This window comes from Phytobacter sp., assembly GCF_059074235.1.
In genome coordinates this window covers 518,748-533,900 of the sequence record NZ_JCACPZ010000004.1, presented here as the reverse complement: position 1 = coordinate 533,900, position 15,153 = coordinate 518,748, and the positions used below count along the sequence as shown (strand labels likewise).

Sequence of the window (15,153 nt, the reverse complement as noted above, 5' to 3'; positions counted from 1 at the left end):
TCGCGGCATCTTTTCACAGGGAATACTACCGATTGGGATTCTTTACTAAAACACACTACAGCCATGCCCGCCCGAATGTCCCGGCGTTAGTCCAGGTCGCGGCCATCGCCATTATCACCATTCGCTGTGTCGACTTCCTGATGCTCTTCATGACCCTCGGACCGCGAGGGTTGGTTGACTTTGTGCAGCGCAGTGCACAAACCTGGGCGTTGACGCTGATTTTCTTTGGCAGCCTGGTGCTGGTGTTTATCGAAATATTATGTGCGTTTTCGGTGGTAAAAGGCCGGAACTGGGCGCGCTGGCTCTATCTATTGACTCAAATTATTTCCGGCGGCTACCTGTGGGCCGCATCGCTGGGCTATGGGTATCCAGAGCTTTTCAGTATTGCCGGTGAGTCGAAACGCGAAATCTTCCGTGCGTTGATGATGCAAAAACTGCCCGATCTGCTGGCGCTGTTTTTACTCTTTGTCCCCTCGACCTGCCGACGGTTTTTCCGACTGCAATAACGGTGGTACAATCCCGGCCCCGCAAAACAGAAGGCTTTATTATGCAGTGCGCACTTTATGACGCCGGACGCTGTCGTTCCTGCCAGTGGATTGAACAACCGGTTTCTGAACAACTGACCGCCAAGATGAGCGACCTTAAGACATTGCTAAGCGGTCTGCCGGTAGCGGAGTGGTGCGCGCCTGTTAGCGGCCCAGAAGCAGGGTTCCGTAATAAGGCAAAAATGGTGGTCAGCGGCAGCGTCGAAAAACCGCTACTGGGCATGCTGCATCGCGACGGCACGCCGGAAGATCTAACAGATTGTCCTTTGTACCCGCCTTCGTTCTCACCGGTGTTTACCGCTCTGAAACCCTTTATCGCTCGTGCCGGGTTAACACCCTACAACGTTGAACGCAAGCGTGGCGAGCTGAAATACCTCCTGCTTACCGAAAGTCAGCATACCGGTGGAATGATGCTGCGCTTTGTACTGCGCTCAGAAGCGAAACTGGAACAGTTGCGCGCAGCGCTGCCGTGGCTGCAAGCGCAGGTGCCGCAACTGAGCGTCATCTCCGTTAATATTCAGCCGGTTCATATGGCGATTATGGAAGGGGAGAAGGAGATTTTCCTCACCGAACAGCAGGCGCTGGCGGAATGCTTTAACGATGTGCCGTTGTGGATCCGTCCGCAAAGCTTCTTCCAGACTAACCCGACGGTCGCCAGTGCTTTGTATGCAACGGCGCGGGACTGGGTGAGGACGCTGCCGATCCAGCACATGTGGGATCTTTTCTGCGGTGTGGGTGGATTTGGTCTGCATTGCGCCACGCCGGAAATGACGCTGACCGGTATCGAAATTGCGCCGGAAGCCATTGCCAGCGCCAGCCAGTCAGCTAAACAGTTGGGCTTAACCCGGCTGCATTTTCAGGCGCTCGATTCCACTGCCTTCGCAACCGATCAGGGTAAAGTGCCGGATCTGGTGCTGGTTAACCCGCCGCGACGTGGCATTGGTAAAACGCTGTGCGATTACCTCAGCCGCATGGCTCCGCCGTTTATCGTCTACTCGAGCTGTAATGCGCAGACCATGGCGAAGGATTTCCAGTTACTGCCCGGCTACCGAATTGAGCGGGTTCAGCTGTTTGATATGTTCCCGCACACCGCGCATTACGAAGTATTGAGCCTGTTGATAAGAAAATAATCCCCTTCTGCGAACTATAACGAATTTGTGACAACTTCCTGCCCGGTTATTCGTTAATCTAATCAGTAACGCTTTAACCGGGACAGACGATGGATACCGCAAAAAAAATACTGCTGGTCGAAGACGATCGGGACATTGCCAACCTACTACAACTTAATCTTCGCGATGAGGGTTATCAGATTGTCCATGAAGAGGACGGCGCGAAGGCGTTGCTCCAGTTGGAAAAGACCGACTGGGATGCAGTCATTCTGGATTTGATGCTACCCAATGTGGACGGTCTGGAAATCTGCCGCCGGATCCGCCAGATGACCCGTTATCTGCCGGTGATTATCATCAGTGCCAGAAGCAGTGAAACCCATCGTGTGCTCGGCCTTGAAATGGGTGCGGATGACTATCTGGCTAAACCTTTTTCCGTACTGGAACTGGTGGCGCGGGTGAAAGCGCTGTTCCGTCGTCAGGAGGCGATGGGGCGCAATATCCGGCTGGGGATGGGCAGCATTGAGTGCCATGATCTGACTATCGATCCGTTACCGCGTGAAGTTCGCCTGCGTGGAGAACTGGTGGACTTAACCCCGCGTGAGTTTGATCTCCTCTACTGGTTTGCCCGCCACCCCGGCGAGGTGTTTTCCCGACTGGCGCTGCTCGATCAGGTATGGGGTTACCAGCATGAAGGCTACGAACACACCGTTAATACGCATATTAATCGCCTGCGCATGAAGATTGAAAAAGATGCCGCGGCCCCGGAGGTTATCCTCACCGTGTGGGGAAAAGGGTATAAGTTTGCCACCAGCGGGCGCGAGGAGGGGTGATGCAGCGTTTAAGTCTGAGCCAGCGCCTGACGCTGGTGTTTACCGCACTTCTGTTACTCTGCGCCGCCGCTGCTTGTAGCCTGCAGCTTTACAGCAGCACCCGTTATGGTGATGCGATGGTCCAGCGGCTTTCTGCAGGGCTGGCACAACAAATTGCCAACAGCGAACCGTTACTTGATAAACAAGGGCAGGTGAACAGGGGGACGCTGAAATCCCTTTTTGATCGCCTGATGACGCTCAATCCGAGCGTGGAGCTGTACATGGTCTCCCCGGAGGGCCAGTTGCTGGCAGACGCCGCGCCTGCGGGCCATATCAAGCGTGAGCACATCAGCATTGCACCGTTGCAGGATTTCCTCGCCGGGGCCGCGTGGCCCGTTTATGGTGACGATCCACGTAGTCCCGACAAGCAAAAAGTATTCAGCGTCTCGCCCGTGCGTGTTGATGGGCAGCTGCGCGGCTATCTCTACATTGTGCTTCAGGGGGAAGCGCTGGATGCGCTGGCGGATACCGCATGGCAGAAAGCGCTGTGGAGTGCGCTGCTGTGGTCGCTACTTCTCGTTGCCGCTCTGGGAACCCTTGCGGGGGTTATCGCCTGGTGGTGGGTGACGCGTCCGGTGAAATTGCTGACCCGCGAAGTCAGTTCGCTGGAGCAGGAGAGCATCACCGCCATCAAACGTCTGGCCGAACAGCCGCTTGACCCGGCAGCCGGGAATGAAGTTGCGGTGCTACAGAATGCCTATATTGAGCTGTCCCGCAAAATTGCCAGCCAGTGGGATGAGCTGGCTGACAACGACAGACAGCGGCGGGAATTTGTCGCCAACATCTCACATGATTTGCGCACGCCGCTGACCTCATTACTGGGCTATCTGGAAACGCTGTCAGCGAAAGCGGACCATCTGACAGTGGAAGAATCCAAACACTACCTGAGCATTGCGATGCGCCAGGGCAATAAGGTGCGGCATCTGTCGCAGCAGCTTTTTGAACTGGCAAAGCTTGAACACGGTGGCATTAAACCGCAGCCAGAGTCGTTTGCGATGGCGGAACTGGTGCAGGACGTGGCGCAAAAATTTGACCTGATGGCAGAAACGCGGGCGATTCGCTTACACCTGGATTTGCCCATGGGGCTACCGCATGTGTATGCCGATTTATCGATGATGGAAAGAGTGCTGACCAATTTGCTGGATAACGCCATTCGTCATTCTCCGGACGGTGGAAGCATCTCACTGCGGGCCCGGCAGGAAGAGGGCCATCTGGTGGTGGAGGTTGAGGATAGCGGTTCAGGCGTACCGACGGCGCTGCGGGCGAGCCTGTTCGAGCGCCCATCTATTCTGGACAAACCCCGTACCGGGGAAGCGCGTGGTGGGCTGGGACTGATGATTGTCCGGCGTATGCTGCAATTGCATGGTGGGGATATTCAACTGGTGGATGTTCGTACGGGAGCCTGCTTCCGTTTCTCGCTTCCGTTTCAGGGGGCGTAAAATAAAAAAAGCCGCATTACGCGGCTTTTTCTTTTCAGTCAGCTAAATCAACTTACTGCGGGAACCACTGGTCGCTGATTTTCTGATAAGTACCGTCAGCTTTGATCGCTGCCAGTGCACCGTTCAGTTTTTCCAGCAGCGCTTTGTTGTCCGGGCGAACTGCGATGCCAAGGCCGGTACCGAAGTATTGTGCATCGGTTACTTTCGGCGTGGCGGCACCCAGCTGCGGGTTAGTCTTCAGCCACTCGTTAACAACCGCGGTATCACCGAAAACGCCATCAATACGGCCATTTTTCAGGTCGATAATCGCATTCTGATAGCTGTCGTAGGCAACGGTTTTAACTTCCGGGTGTTTATCCTGCAGGTATTTCTGGTGGGTCGTCCCGTTTTCCATCCCGATGCGTTTGCCTTTCAGATCGTCAAAGGATTTGAACGCATCTTTTTTAGCGATAACCAGCGCAGAGTTGGCATAGTACGGCTCGGTGAAGGAGACCTGCTTGCTACGCTCCGGGGTGATATCCATACCCGAAATAACGGCGTCATATTTTTTGAATTTCAGTGCCGGGATCAGGCTGTCGAAAGCATGGTTAGTAAAGGTGCAATCAGCCTGCATTTGTTTGCAAAGTGCATTCGCCAGGTCGATATCGAAACCAACAATTTTGTTGTTCGCATCCATGGATTCAAACGGAGGGTAAGTCGCGGAAACACCGAAGTTAATTTTGTCAGCGGCAGTCGCGCCTGCAGCGAAAGTGGCGAGTAACGCAGCCAGAATCAGTTTTTTCATTTTTGGAACTCCTGTCTGTCAATCTTATTGTCGTTGCCATGTCTGAGGCATGGGGCTAACAATGCCAGTTAATGAATTTATATGCAATATATTTGCTTAAATATTTTTTATTGCGCATAAAAAAAGCGAGTACTTAATAAGTTACTCGCTTTTCTGATTACTATTTATGCACTAGTTTCGACGTTCGAATGCCAGCGCCTTGCGTTCAATCAGTCGCATCATCAGGGTCAACAACCCGTTCACCACCAGGTAAATCAGGCCGGCTGCACCAAACACCGTGACATCATAAGTGCGTCCATACAGCAACTGCCCGTGTCCCATTACTTCCATCAGCGTGATGGTATACGCAAGAGAGGTACTTTTGAATACCAGTACCACTTCGTTCGAGTAGGACGACAGGGCGCGTTTGAAGGCGTACGGCAGCAGGATAGCCAGCGTGTCCTTTTTACTCATCCCCAGCGCGCTACAGGATTGCCATTGCCCGTCCGGGATCGCGCGAATCGCGCCATGGAACAGAAGGGTCGTGTAAGCCGCACTGTTAAGTGACAGGGCAATCAGGGCACACAGCCAGGGCTCCGACAGCAGATGCCAGATAACCGGATATTCCTGCAGCACCGGGAACTGACCTGGGCCGTAGTAAATCAGGAAGATCTGTACCAGCAGCGGTGTTCCGGTAAACAGCGTGATGTAGCCACGTACCACCCAGGATAACACCGGGGTTTTGAGCGTCAGCACAATGGTAAACAGCAGGGACAGGATAAGCGCCACAATCAGTGAAGCAGCGGTCAGCGTCAGGCTGGTGTGCAGGCCTTTAAATAATTCCGGGAAAAACGCCATCATCAGCCTGGTCTCCGTTCAAAACGCGTCGCACGCAGGTCAATGCGTTTGAGGATCCATTGGCTAAGCAGCGTAACCACAAGATAAATGGCCGCCGCGACGATGTACCAGGTAAACGGCTCCTGGGTACGGGTCGCGATGCTTTTGGTTTGCAACATCAGGTCATTTACGCTTATCAGCGAAACCAGCGCGGTATCTTTGAGCAGCACCAGCCACTGGTTACCCAGCCCTGGCAGCGCATGACGCCACATCTGTGGCATCACCAGACGGAAGAAGATGGCGCTTTTCGACAGCCCCAATGCCTGCCCTGATTCCCATTGACCCTGCGGCACGGCTTTGAGCGCCCCACGCAGTGTTTGTGACGCATAGGCGGAGTAGAGCAGCGACAGCGCAATCACGCCGCACAGGAACGGACTGACATCGAAGTTTTCAATCTGCAACTGCACCGGAATCTGCACAAACCCAAGGTTGATGCTGAAACCGTCAGAGAGGATAAGCAGCAGCTGTGAAGAGCCAAAATAGATAAACAGCACCACCAGAATCTCTGGCAGGCCGCGTAAAATGGTGACCAGTGCGGTGCCTGCCCATGCGACAGGGCGCCACTTCGCTGATTCCCATACCGCAAAGATCATCGCCAGAACCAGGCCGATGACCAGTGCGCAAACGGCAAGGCCGACGGTCATTCCGGCGGCGCTTGCTAAAGGAAAAATTTCGTTCATTCAGATTACTTCTGGAACCATTTGCTGTAGATGGTCTCGTAAGTCCCATCTTTCTTCACTTTTTCCAGCGCGGCATTGAATTTCTGCTGCAGCTCGGTGTTGCCCTGGCGCACAGCGATACCCAGGCCAGTACCGAAGTACTCTTTATCGGTGACTTTGTCGCCAACCGCAGCCAGTTTGTCATTTGATTTCAGCCACTCGGTTACGACTGCGGTATCACCAAATACGGCATCGATGCGGCCATTTTGCAGATCCAGCTTGGCGTTCTGGTAGCTGTCATACGGCACGGTGGTAATTTCCGGGTGTTTATCGTTTATGAATTTCTGGTGAGTCGTCCCGTTCTGCACGCCCACTTTTTTGCCTTTCAGCGCATCAATGCTGGTGTATTTACCGGTTTGGCCCACGAAAAGCGCAGAGTTGTCGTAGTAAGGGGTGGTGAAAAGCACCTGCTTTTCACGCTCAGGCGTGATGTCCATGCCGGCCATGACTGCGTCAAAACGACGGAATTTCAGGCTTGGGATCAGGCTGTCAAAGGCCTGGTTAGTGAAGGTACAGGTGGCATCGATCTCTTTACACAGCGCATTGGCCAGATCAACGTCAAAGCCGACAATCTTGTTGTTCGCATCAGTGGACTCAAACGGAGGGTAACTGGCTTCGGTGGCGAAACGGATAGTCTGGGCTGCAGAAGCAGTCAGGCTGACGCTGGCCAGCAATGCGGCGATTACTATTTTTTTCATTGTCATGTCCCCAAGAATATCAGTGAGATAAGTAGTATTTAAAGGCGTCGGTCTGCGGTGTGGTAAAGCAGCTCGCATCCCCTTGTTCGATAATATGGCCGTTTTCCATGTACACCACGCGGCTGGCGGTCTTGCGCGCCACTTCCACTTCGTGGGTTACGATAACCTGGGTAATACCGGTCTCAGCCAGCTCACGAATGATGCTGACGATTTGCGCGGTAATTTCCGGATCGAGTGCGGCGGTGGGTTCATCAAACAGCAGAACCTGCGGTTCCATCATCAGCGCACGGGCAATGGCCACGCGCTGTTGCTGACCACCAGAGAGGTGCAGCGGGTAACGGTCGCTATAAGGTTTGAGACGTAAACGTTCCAGCAGCTTATCGGCACGGGCAAGCGCCTGATCTTTACTGAGTCCCAGCACGCGGCAGGGGGCTTCAATCAGGTTTTGCGCCACCGTCAGGTGTGGCCACAGATTGTATTGCTGGAAGACCATGCCCACATTCTGACGCAGATCGCGAATCGCTTTGTCAGAGGGGGTTTTGGCAAAATCGAAGTGATTACCTGCAATGCTGAGCTGGCCCGAACGCGGCTGCTCGAGCAGGTTCAGCACGCGAAGCAAAGAGCTTTTGCCCGCACCGCTTGGACCAAGGAGCACCAGCGTTTCGCCCTGCGGGCAATCAAGCGTGATATCGAAGAGCGCCTGGTGTGCGCCATAGAAGCAGTTAATGCCGTTTAATTTTATACTCATCGAGGCAATCTAATAGCAATTGAGGCCGCAAATAGTAACGTTCGCAGAATAGTTATGCAATATTTGTGCGTTAAAACTTAAATATAAACCGTGTTACTCAATAAAGTTAGCACAAAATACCGGGGCGAGAGGTAAGCAGGCATAAATGTCGGCATTCACGCTGGAATGCCAGACATTTTGCGGGGATTAAGGGGGATTTTCCGCTTTCACTCGCCTGATTCGCTACCGATGCTCGATTGACTGGCGTAACGTCCCGGCAGGGGCATGAGAGGCGCCACCCAGATAGCGCACGTCATCGACTGCCCAGCACTGGCCCTCGCGGATCATCAAGACTTCATCCTGCCATTGCTGGCTGCCCTGGGTCAGTGTCACACGAAGAGGGATGTTGCGTGCGTCAGTATTAGGGATGGTGGAGGCACTGGCGACACTGGCTTTTTCAGGTGCCACGGTACGGCTGGAAAAGGGATCGGATTTCAGCAGTACAGTGTTTCGATTGTCACGACCCGCAGCGGTTAATTTCGCCGCCAGATCATCACTCAAATAAGGACGAAGTGCCGACAGGTCATTGCCCCGGTGTTCAATACGGTAATCGTAGAATTTCTGTGCCACCGTATCCGGGCCGCCTTCAATGCATGGACCGCTACGGGTGCCGATGTCCTTATATGCAGGAGTGACCGTGGTACAGGCGCTGAGCAGCAATGCACAGGGTAAAGCGAGAGTCAGAGCAGAATAGCGCATAATGATTTCCTTATTTTCGCTTCGGATTTAAGTACCTTTCAAGAATAGTGTATTGCTTCGATAATGTGGGGAGTAACGCACGTGAAGCCTAAAAGGAGCAACTGATGCAATTTTCAACTACCCCGACCCTGGAAGGGCAACCGATCGTTGAATACTGTGGTGTCGTCACCGGTGAAGCCATTCTGGGGGCCAACATTTTCCGCGATTTCTTTGCCGGTATTCGTGACATCGTGGGTGGCCGTTCTGGTTCCTATGAAAAAGAGCTGCGTAAAGCGCGGGAAATTGCGTTTCGCGAGATGGGCGAGCAGGCGAAAGCGCTGGGTGCCAATGCCGTAGTCGGCATTGATATTGACTATGAGACGGTCGGCAAGGACAGCAGCATGTTGATGGTTAGCGTCAGTGGAACGGCGGTGAAAACACACTGATGAGTCGTTATATTTCGTTGTTATTGCTGGCTCTGCTACTGGTGGGGTGTGCAGGTGAAAAAGGCATTGTCGACAAGGCCGGCTATCAGCTCGATACCCGACGCCAGGCGCAGGCGGCTTATCCGCGCATTAAAGTGCTGGTGATTCATTACACGGCGGATGATTTTGATGTCTCACTGGCGACCTTAACCGACAAGCAGGTGAGTTCTCATTATTTAATCCCCGCACGCCCTCCAATGCATGACGGCAAACCGCGCATCTGGCAACTGGTGCCGGAGCAGCAGCTTGCATGGCACGCGGGTATCAGCTACTGGCGTAATGCCACGCGGATTAACGACACTTCAATTGGCATTGAGCTGGAGAATCGCGGCTGGCAAAACGTCGCCGGTATCAAGCGCTTTACGCCGTTTGAACCGCAGCAAATTGCCGCGCTGATTCCGCTGGCGAAAGATATTATTCATAGTTACAACATACTGCCGCAGAATGTGGTGGCGCACTCGGATATCGCCCCGCAGCGTAAAGACGATCCGGGGCCGCTTTTCCCATGGCATCTGCTGGCTGAGCAGGGCATTGGAGCCTGGCCGGATGCCGCACGCGTTGCTTTTTATCTGAACGGGCGTGACTCCTATGACGCGGTTGACACCGCCTCATTGCTCGACTTGCTTGCGCGTTATGGTTACGAAGTCAAACCTGACATGACGCCAGGTCAGCAAAAGCGGGTGATTATGGCGTTCCAGATGCATTTCCGCCCGGCGCTGTACAACGGCGTAGCCGATGCACAAACTCAGGCGATTGCAGAAGCGTTACTGGAGAAATACGGGCAGGGTTGAACGTTAAATCTTGCCGTGATCTTTCAGCCAATGGGCCGTGCGGATAATGCCGTCATCAATGGTGACAATGGGCTGATAACCGAGCTCTTTTTCCGCACGGCTGATATCAAGCGTGAAATCGAAGTTGAGCTTGGAGACGCCATAGTGGGTAAAGGCTGGCTCTTTGGCTGACTTATTACCGAAATGCTCCATGCTGCGCGCGACCACATCGAGCATGGCATAGGGCACGGAGCGGATGCGGCAGTCTACATCCAGCTCATCAATCAGCTTCTGTACAATGCTGCGCAGCGTGCGGGGTTCGCCGTTTGTAATGTTGTAGGTGCGTCCGGACGGCAGCGAATCGCACGCCTCCTGGCTCGCCAGCCACATCGCATGCACAGCGTTTTCATAATAAGTCATGTCCACCGTAGCACGGCCACCGCGTGGCAGCAGAACACTGCGATAGTGATGCATCATCTGCGCGAGGCGGGGGATGAGGACTTTGTCATGCGGACCGAACAAACTTTGTGGGCGTAGCACCGTAAAACGGGTATTGGGGTTCGCCCGTGCCAGCAGTTGAATCACATCCTCGCTGGCGGCTTTGCTGCGGGCAAATTCGTTGGCGAAACGCGTCGGGCGAAACTCTTCCTGGATAGCGTGGTGGTGGCGATAGTCGAAGTAGAGTGACGGTGACGAGATATGAATAAAGTTGCGCACGCCCCAGGCTACAGCCCATTCGCCGAGGCGACGGGTAGCGCGGACGTTAGCTAGATCAAATGCGGCTTGCGTGCCCCAGGGAGAGGTGAAGCTGGAGCAGTGCCAGAGGGTATCCACCCCTGCGAGCATCGCTTTGGCCTGGGAAGAAACCAGTTCGGTCAGGTCGGCATGGATGAACTCCGCACCCATTTTTGTCAGCAGCGCGCCCATCGCTTTGTTGCGCCCGGTTGCCCGCACGCTGATGCCTTTCTGGCGTAAATATTCGACGGCATTACGACCTAAACCGCTGGTTGCGCCTGTAACCAAAACCTTCATAGCAATCCACTATAGTGACCCGCATTCATTGCGTGCGCATTCTTCCGTGAAATACGTCGGTATGCAATGGGAAACGTGAAAGAATAAGGGCTGTTTTCAGATTTTTTCTGCGGATTGTTCTGCCAGTCGCGCAATACGCCGCGCCATCCCCCGAAAGATAAACAGATGTGCCGGAATCATCAGTAACCAGTAGATCAAGCCAGGCATGCCGTGCGGGTGCCAGTAAGCACGCACGTCCAGCAGTCGGTGTTGTCCTTTGTCTGTCAGGCTAAAGCAAAGCCGCCCCAGGCCCGGCGCTTTCATGCCAAACAGCAGCGCTAACTGCTCCTGAGGCTCAGCAATAATCACTCGCCAGCTATCCACCTGATCGCCCACCTGCAAATGTGCGCGGGTCGGGCGGCCTTTTGCCAGCCGGTGGCCGATAAGTCTGTCGAGTAGCTCCCGGGTTTGCCAGAGAGCATTACCGAAGAAATAGCGCTCTTGGCCGCCAATCTGGTTGATGACATCCCAGAGCTCATTGAGGCTGGCGTCTGTTTTGACGGTAAAACCTGCCTGTTTGGGGAAGTAGCCATACTGTGGTCGCCAGCGAGCAAAAGCCTGAGGGGAGTAGCCCCAGTCACTGGAGTTCACCAGTTTTTCCTCTTCCTGTAGCGTGCGCCTTACCGCCTCATCAAAAGGGATCAGGGGTTGGGGAATCAGTTCACGCAGGGCGACATCATCGGCGAGCAGGTCGTGTTTCAGCCCCTGAATCAGGTTTTGGGCGATGGTGGGGGGCACCGAAGTAATCACCTGCAAAAACCAGACGGAAATAAGCCGGGTAGGCAAGGGGATCGCCACAAGCGGGCGATGTACGCCACTCACCGCCATAAAATGTTCGAACTGTTGCTGGTAGCTGAGCACGTCTGGCCCGGCGGCCTCAAACACCCGATGCTGTGCTGAAAAGTGGTGGCGCAGTTCCAACAAGTAATGCAGCAGATTTTCCAGTGCAATGGGCGTGGTACGCGAACGCACCCAGCGCGGGGGGGTGAGCACCGGCAGGTTATAGACCATATCACGCATCACTTCGAAGGCTGCGGAACCGGCGCCGACGATAATTCCGGCGCGCAGTTCACTTACCGGGACACCCGAATCACGCAGCAGATCGCCCGTTAGCTGACGGGCTTTGAGATGGTGCGAGTCGCTGGCCTCTTTTGCCTGTAGCGAGCTTAAGAAGATGACCTGCCTGACGGGAACCTCCCGCAAGGCATCACGCACATTGAGCGCAATTTGCCGCTCCTGCGCCACCAGATCGCCGATTTCACCCATGCTGTGCACCAGGTAATAGAGCGTGTCGACATCCTTCAGTAATGACGGGAGATCGTCCGGCCAACTCAGGTCGATCTCGTGGCAGGAGACGCCCGGCAATTGCTGCTTTTGCAAACGAGCGAGCTGGCGTGCTGCCGCCCGCACCTCATGACCCTGCTGGCTCAAAGCCTGAATCAGGTGCTGACCGATATAGCCGCTGGCCCCGAGCACGAGGATAGGTTTTGGCACGCCGACTCCTTAACGCTGCAAAAATGCCTGCCAGTGGCGAACCACCTCAGCAAGCTGCTCACGGTTGACGTCCAGGTGCATCACCAGGCGTACAATCGGGGAAGCGTTGATGAGTACGTCACGTTCACGCATAAATGCACCCAGTGCAGCAGCATGCTCTTCACCGACGCGCACAAACAGCATGTTGGTGTCATGACGCATCACGTCGGCGCCAATTTCCCGCAGTTGGGTTGCCATCCAGGCGGCATTATCATGATCGTCTTTCAGACGCTGAACGTTATTTTCCAGTGCATAGAGACCAGCAGCCGCCAGAATACCGGCCTGGCGCATACCGCCCCCTGTCATTTTACGCCAGCGGTTTGCGCGCTTGATGTAGTCGCTGTCGCCCACCAGCAGAGAGCCGACCGGTGTGCCGAGGCCTTTGGAGAGGCAAATGGTGAACGAGTCACAGAATTGCGTGATGTCACGCAGTTCGCAGCCGTACTCGACCACAGCGTTGAAAATACGTGCCCCATCCACATGCAGCGCCAGCCCTTTCTGACGGGTAAATTCCCATGCCTGTTTCAGGTACTCACGCGGGAGAACTTTACCGTTGTGGGTGTTTTCGAGGCTCAGCAATTTGGTACGGGCGAAGTGAATGTCATCGGCTTTGATTTTGGCGGCGACTTTATCCAGCGGCAGGGTACCGTCGGGTGCTGCGTCGATAGGCTGTGGCTGAATACTGCCGAGCACTGCCGCACCACCGGCTTCGTAGAGGTAGTTATGCGCCCCCTGACCGACGATATACTCTTCGCCACGTTCACAGTGGCTCAGCAAGGCTACCAGATTCGCCTGAGTGCCTGTCGGCAGGAAAAGGGAGGCGTCTTTACCGCTAAGTGCAGCGGCATAGCGCTGGAGTTCATTAACGGTCGGGTCATCCCCGTAGACATCGTCCCCAACCGGGGCGGCCAGCATCTGTTCGAGCATGGCACGACTCGGTCGGGTGACGGTATCGCTGCGTAAATCGATCATGGCATTTCCTTACCTAACAACGGAGAATGCCTTCTGTTTTACCTGAGCCAATTGGTTTTCGCCAGTTCGATAACTTCATCGCCACGTCCGCTGATGATGGCACGCAGCATATAAAGGCTGAAGCCTTTGGCTTGTTCCAGCTTGATTTGTGGGGGTATCGCCAGCTCGTCTTTTGCGACGACCACATCAACCAGCACCGGGCCATCAATAGAAAAGGCCTGTTGCAGGGCTGCATCGACATCGGCCGATTTCTCGACGCGGATACCGGTAATACCGCAAGCTTCAGCAATACGTGCGAAGTTAGTGTCATGTAGTTCCGTGCCATCGGTTAGATAGCCGCCGGCCTTCATCTCCATCGCCACAAAGCCCAGCACGCTATTGTTAAAGACGATAATTTTCACGGGCAGCTTCATCTGCACGACCGAGAGAAAATCCCCCATCAGCATACTGAAGCCGCCATCGCCGCACATAGCAACGACCTGACGATGGGGCGCGGTGGCTTTGGCTCCCAACGCCTGCGGCATGGCATTGGCCATCGAACCATGGTTAAACGAGCCCAGTAAACGGCGTTTTCCGTTCATTTTCAGATAGCGGGCCGCCCAGACGGTCGGTGTGCCCACATCGCAGGTGAAAATGGCATCGTCACTGGCGAAATGGCTGATTTGTTGCGCCAGATATTGCGGGTGAACGGCTTTCTCGCTGGGCTTCGCCAGGTCATCCAGCCCCTTACGTGCATCGCGATAATGCTCCAGCGCTTTGTCGAGGAAACGACGATCGGTTTTCTCCTCCAGCAATGGCAACAGAGCAGTAAGCGTGGCATTGATATCGCCTACCAGTGCCATATCCACTTTGCTATGTGCGCCAATGCTGCCGGGGTTGATATCAATCTGAATGATTTTGGCATCGGTCGGGTAGAACGCGCGATAAGGGAACTGGGTGCCGAGCAGGATCAGCGTGTCGGCATTCATCATGGTATGGAACCCCGAGGAGAAACCGATAAGCCCGGTCATACCCACATCGTACGGATTATCGTACTCCACATGCTCTTTACCGCGCATGGCGTGCACAATTGGCGCTTTCAGTTTGGCGGCGAATTCAATCAGGGTGCTATGGGCTCCGGCGCAGCCACTGCCACACATCAGAGCAATGTTGCTGGAGTAGCGCAGTAATTGCGCCAGTTTTTTGAGTTCTTCCTGCGCGGGAGTGATGACTGGTTGCGGTGCAGAATACCAGTGGCTGCTGGCGGTTTCCGGGGCCGGTTTCAGCGCCACGTCACCGGGTAGAACAATCACCGCCACGCCACGTTTCAGAATCGCAGTACGCAGGGCAATCGCCAGCACCTGCGGAATTTGTTCAGGAGAGGAAACCAGTTCGCAATAGTGGCTGCATTCACGGAACAACTCTTGCGGGTGAGTCTCCTGGAAATAGCCGCTGCCAATCTCGCTCGACGGAATATGGGCAGCAATTGCCAGCACCGGAACATGGTTGCGGTGGCAGTCAAACAGACCGTTAATCAGATGCAGGTTACCCGGGCCACAGGACCCAGCACATACGGCCAGCTCACCGGTCAATTGCGCTTCGGCCCCTGCCGCAAAAGCTGCCACTTCTTCATGACGCGTAGGCATCCAGTCAATCGTGCCCATACGATTGAGACTATCACTTAAGCCATTAAGAGAATCCCCGGTTACGCCCCAGATCCGTTTGATCCCAACCTGCTCAAGCGTGCTCGCAATATAGGCTGCCACTGTCTGTTTCATCGTCTGACTCCATTTGAGTATGTCGTCTAAAGCGTAGTCGATGAAATGTCATTAATTTTGC

The 15,153-nt window shown here is 54.6% G+C and carries 16 protein-coding genes; 6 read left to right on the top strand and 10 right to left on the bottom strand.

The window, feature by feature from the left end; translation table 11 throughout:
* The first annotated feature begins 32 nt into the window (after positions 1-32).
* The 4 genes from AC5JPW_RS06550 (at position 33) to AC5JPW_RS06535 (ending at position 3,962) form a co-directional block, all read left to right on the top strand.
* The gene (locus tag AC5JPW_RS06550) at positions 33-506 is read left to right on the top strand and encodes a YbjO family protein (RefSeq protein WP_494239043.1); all 474 of its coding nucleotides are present in this window, start codon (positions 33-35) and stop codon (positions 504-506) included.
* A 41-nt stretch (positions 507-547) separates the two neighbouring features.
* The gene (rlmC, locus tag AC5JPW_RS06545; protein ID WP_494239041.1) at positions 548-1,675 is read left to right on the top strand and encodes a 23S rRNA (uracil(747)-C(5))-methyltransferase RlmC; all 1,128 of its coding nucleotides are present in this window, start codon (positions 548-550) and stop codon (positions 1,673-1,675) included.
* Between the two features lie 89 nt (positions 1,676-1,764).
* Positions 1,765-2,484: a response regulator gene (locus AC5JPW_RS06540; RefSeq protein WP_494239039.1), complete on the top strand. Its 720-nt coding sequence runs from the start codon at positions 1,765-1,767 to the stop codon at positions 2,482-2,484.
* Positions 2,481-3,962 (top strand): sensor histidine kinase, encoded by a 1,482-nt coding sequence (locus AC5JPW_RS06535; RefSeq protein WP_494239038.1) that lies wholly within the window; start codon positions 2,481-2,483, stop codon positions 3,960-3,962. Before AC5JPW_RS06540 ends, AC5JPW_RS06535 begins: the two co-directional genes overlap by 4 nt.
* Positions 3,963-4,014: 52 nt before the next feature.
* Here the strand turns inward: AC5JPW_RS06535 and artJ are convergent, their stop codons facing one another.
* From artJ to AC5JPW_RS06505, 6 genes are all read right to left on the bottom strand, one after another.
* Positions 4,015-4,746, bottom strand: coding sequence for an arginine ABC transporter substrate-binding protein ArtJ (gene artJ / locus AC5JPW_RS06530; RefSeq protein ID WP_494239036.1), 732 nt, complete (start codon positions 4,744-4,746; stop codon positions 4,015-4,017).
* Between the two features lie 171 nt (positions 4,747-4,917).
* A complete protein-coding gene (gene artM / locus AC5JPW_RS06525; RefSeq protein ID WP_494239035.1) occupies positions 4,918-5,586 on the bottom strand; it encodes an arginine ABC transporter permease ArtM in 669 nt (222 codons plus the stop codon).
* Positions 5,586-6,302: an arginine ABC transporter permease ArtQ gene (artQ, locus tag AC5JPW_RS06520; RefSeq protein WP_494239034.1), complete on the bottom strand. Its 717-nt coding sequence runs from the start codon at positions 6,300-6,302 to the stop codon at positions 5,586-5,588. Before artQ ends, artM begins: the two co-directional genes overlap by 1 nt.
* A 5-nt stretch (positions 6,303-6,307) precedes the next feature.
* Complete coding sequence (artI, locus tag AC5JPW_RS06515; RefSeq protein ID WP_494239032.1) at positions 6,308-7,039, bottom strand: arginine ABC transporter substrate-binding protein ArtI; 732 nt, start codon at positions 7,037-7,039, stop codon at positions 6,308-6,310.
* Positions 7,040-7,058: 19 nt separating this feature from the next.
* The gene (gene artP / locus AC5JPW_RS06510) at positions 7,059-7,787 is read right to left on the bottom strand and encodes an arginine ABC transporter ATP-binding protein ArtP (protein ID WP_494239030.1); all 729 of its coding nucleotides are present in this window, start codon (positions 7,785-7,787) and stop codon (positions 7,059-7,061) included.
* Between the two features lie 222 nt (positions 7,788-8,009).
* Positions 8,010-8,525 carry a lipoprotein gene (locus AC5JPW_RS06505; protein WP_494239029.1) on the bottom strand — a complete coding sequence of 172 codons (516 nt, stop codon included), beginning with the start codon at positions 8,523-8,525 and terminating at the stop codon, positions 8,010-8,012.
* Between the two features lie 104 nt (positions 8,526-8,629).
* On the opposite strand from AC5JPW_RS06505, the gene AC5JPW_RS06500 reads away from it, so the two are divergent.
* Both AC5JPW_RS06500 and AC5JPW_RS06495 read left to right on the top strand, forming a co-directional pair.
* On the top strand, positions 8,630-8,950 hold the full coding sequence (locus AC5JPW_RS06500) for a heavy metal-binding domain-containing protein (protein ID WP_494239028.1): 321 nt from the start codon (positions 8,630-8,632) through the stop codon (positions 8,948-8,950).
* On the top strand, positions 8,950-9,780 hold the full coding sequence (locus AC5JPW_RS06495) for an N-acetylmuramoyl-L-alanine amidase (RefSeq protein ID WP_494239027.1): 831 nt from the start codon (positions 8,950-8,952) through the stop codon (positions 9,778-9,780). The genes AC5JPW_RS06500 and AC5JPW_RS06495 overlap by 1 nt, the downstream gene beginning before the upstream one ends.
* 3 nt (positions 9,781-9,783) lie before the next feature.
* On the opposite strand, the gene AC5JPW_RS06490 is transcribed toward AC5JPW_RS06495, so the two are convergent.
* The 4 genes from AC5JPW_RS06490 to poxB all read right to left on the bottom strand — a co-directional run bounded on the left by AC5JPW_RS06490 (position 9,784) and on the right by poxB (position 15,092).
* The gene (locus tag AC5JPW_RS06490; RefSeq protein ID WP_494239026.1) at positions 9,784-10,791 is read right to left on the bottom strand and encodes a 3-beta-hydroxysteroid dehydrogenase; all 1,008 of its coding nucleotides are present in this window, start codon (positions 10,789-10,791) and stop codon (positions 9,784-9,786) included.
* Between the two features lie 96 nt (positions 10,792-10,887).
* Positions 10,888-12,324 (bottom strand): DUF2867 domain-containing protein, encoded by a 1,437-nt coding sequence (locus tag AC5JPW_RS06485; protein ID WP_494239025.1) that lies wholly within the window; start codon positions 12,322-12,324, stop codon positions 10,888-10,890.
* A 9-nt stretch (positions 12,325-12,333) separates the two neighbouring features.
* A complete protein-coding gene (gene ltaE / locus AC5JPW_RS06480) occupies positions 12,334-13,335 on the bottom strand; it encodes a low-specificity L-threonine aldolase (RefSeq protein WP_494239024.1) in 1,002 nt (333 codons plus the stop codon).
* Positions 13,336-13,373: 38 nt separating this feature from the next.
* The gene (poxB, locus tag AC5JPW_RS06475; RefSeq protein WP_494239022.1) at positions 13,374-15,092 is read right to left on the bottom strand and encodes a ubiquinone-dependent pyruvate dehydrogenase; all 1,719 of its coding nucleotides are present in this window, start codon (positions 15,090-15,092) and stop codon (positions 13,374-13,376) included.
* Between the last annotated feature and the right edge of the window lie 61 nt (positions 15,093-15,153).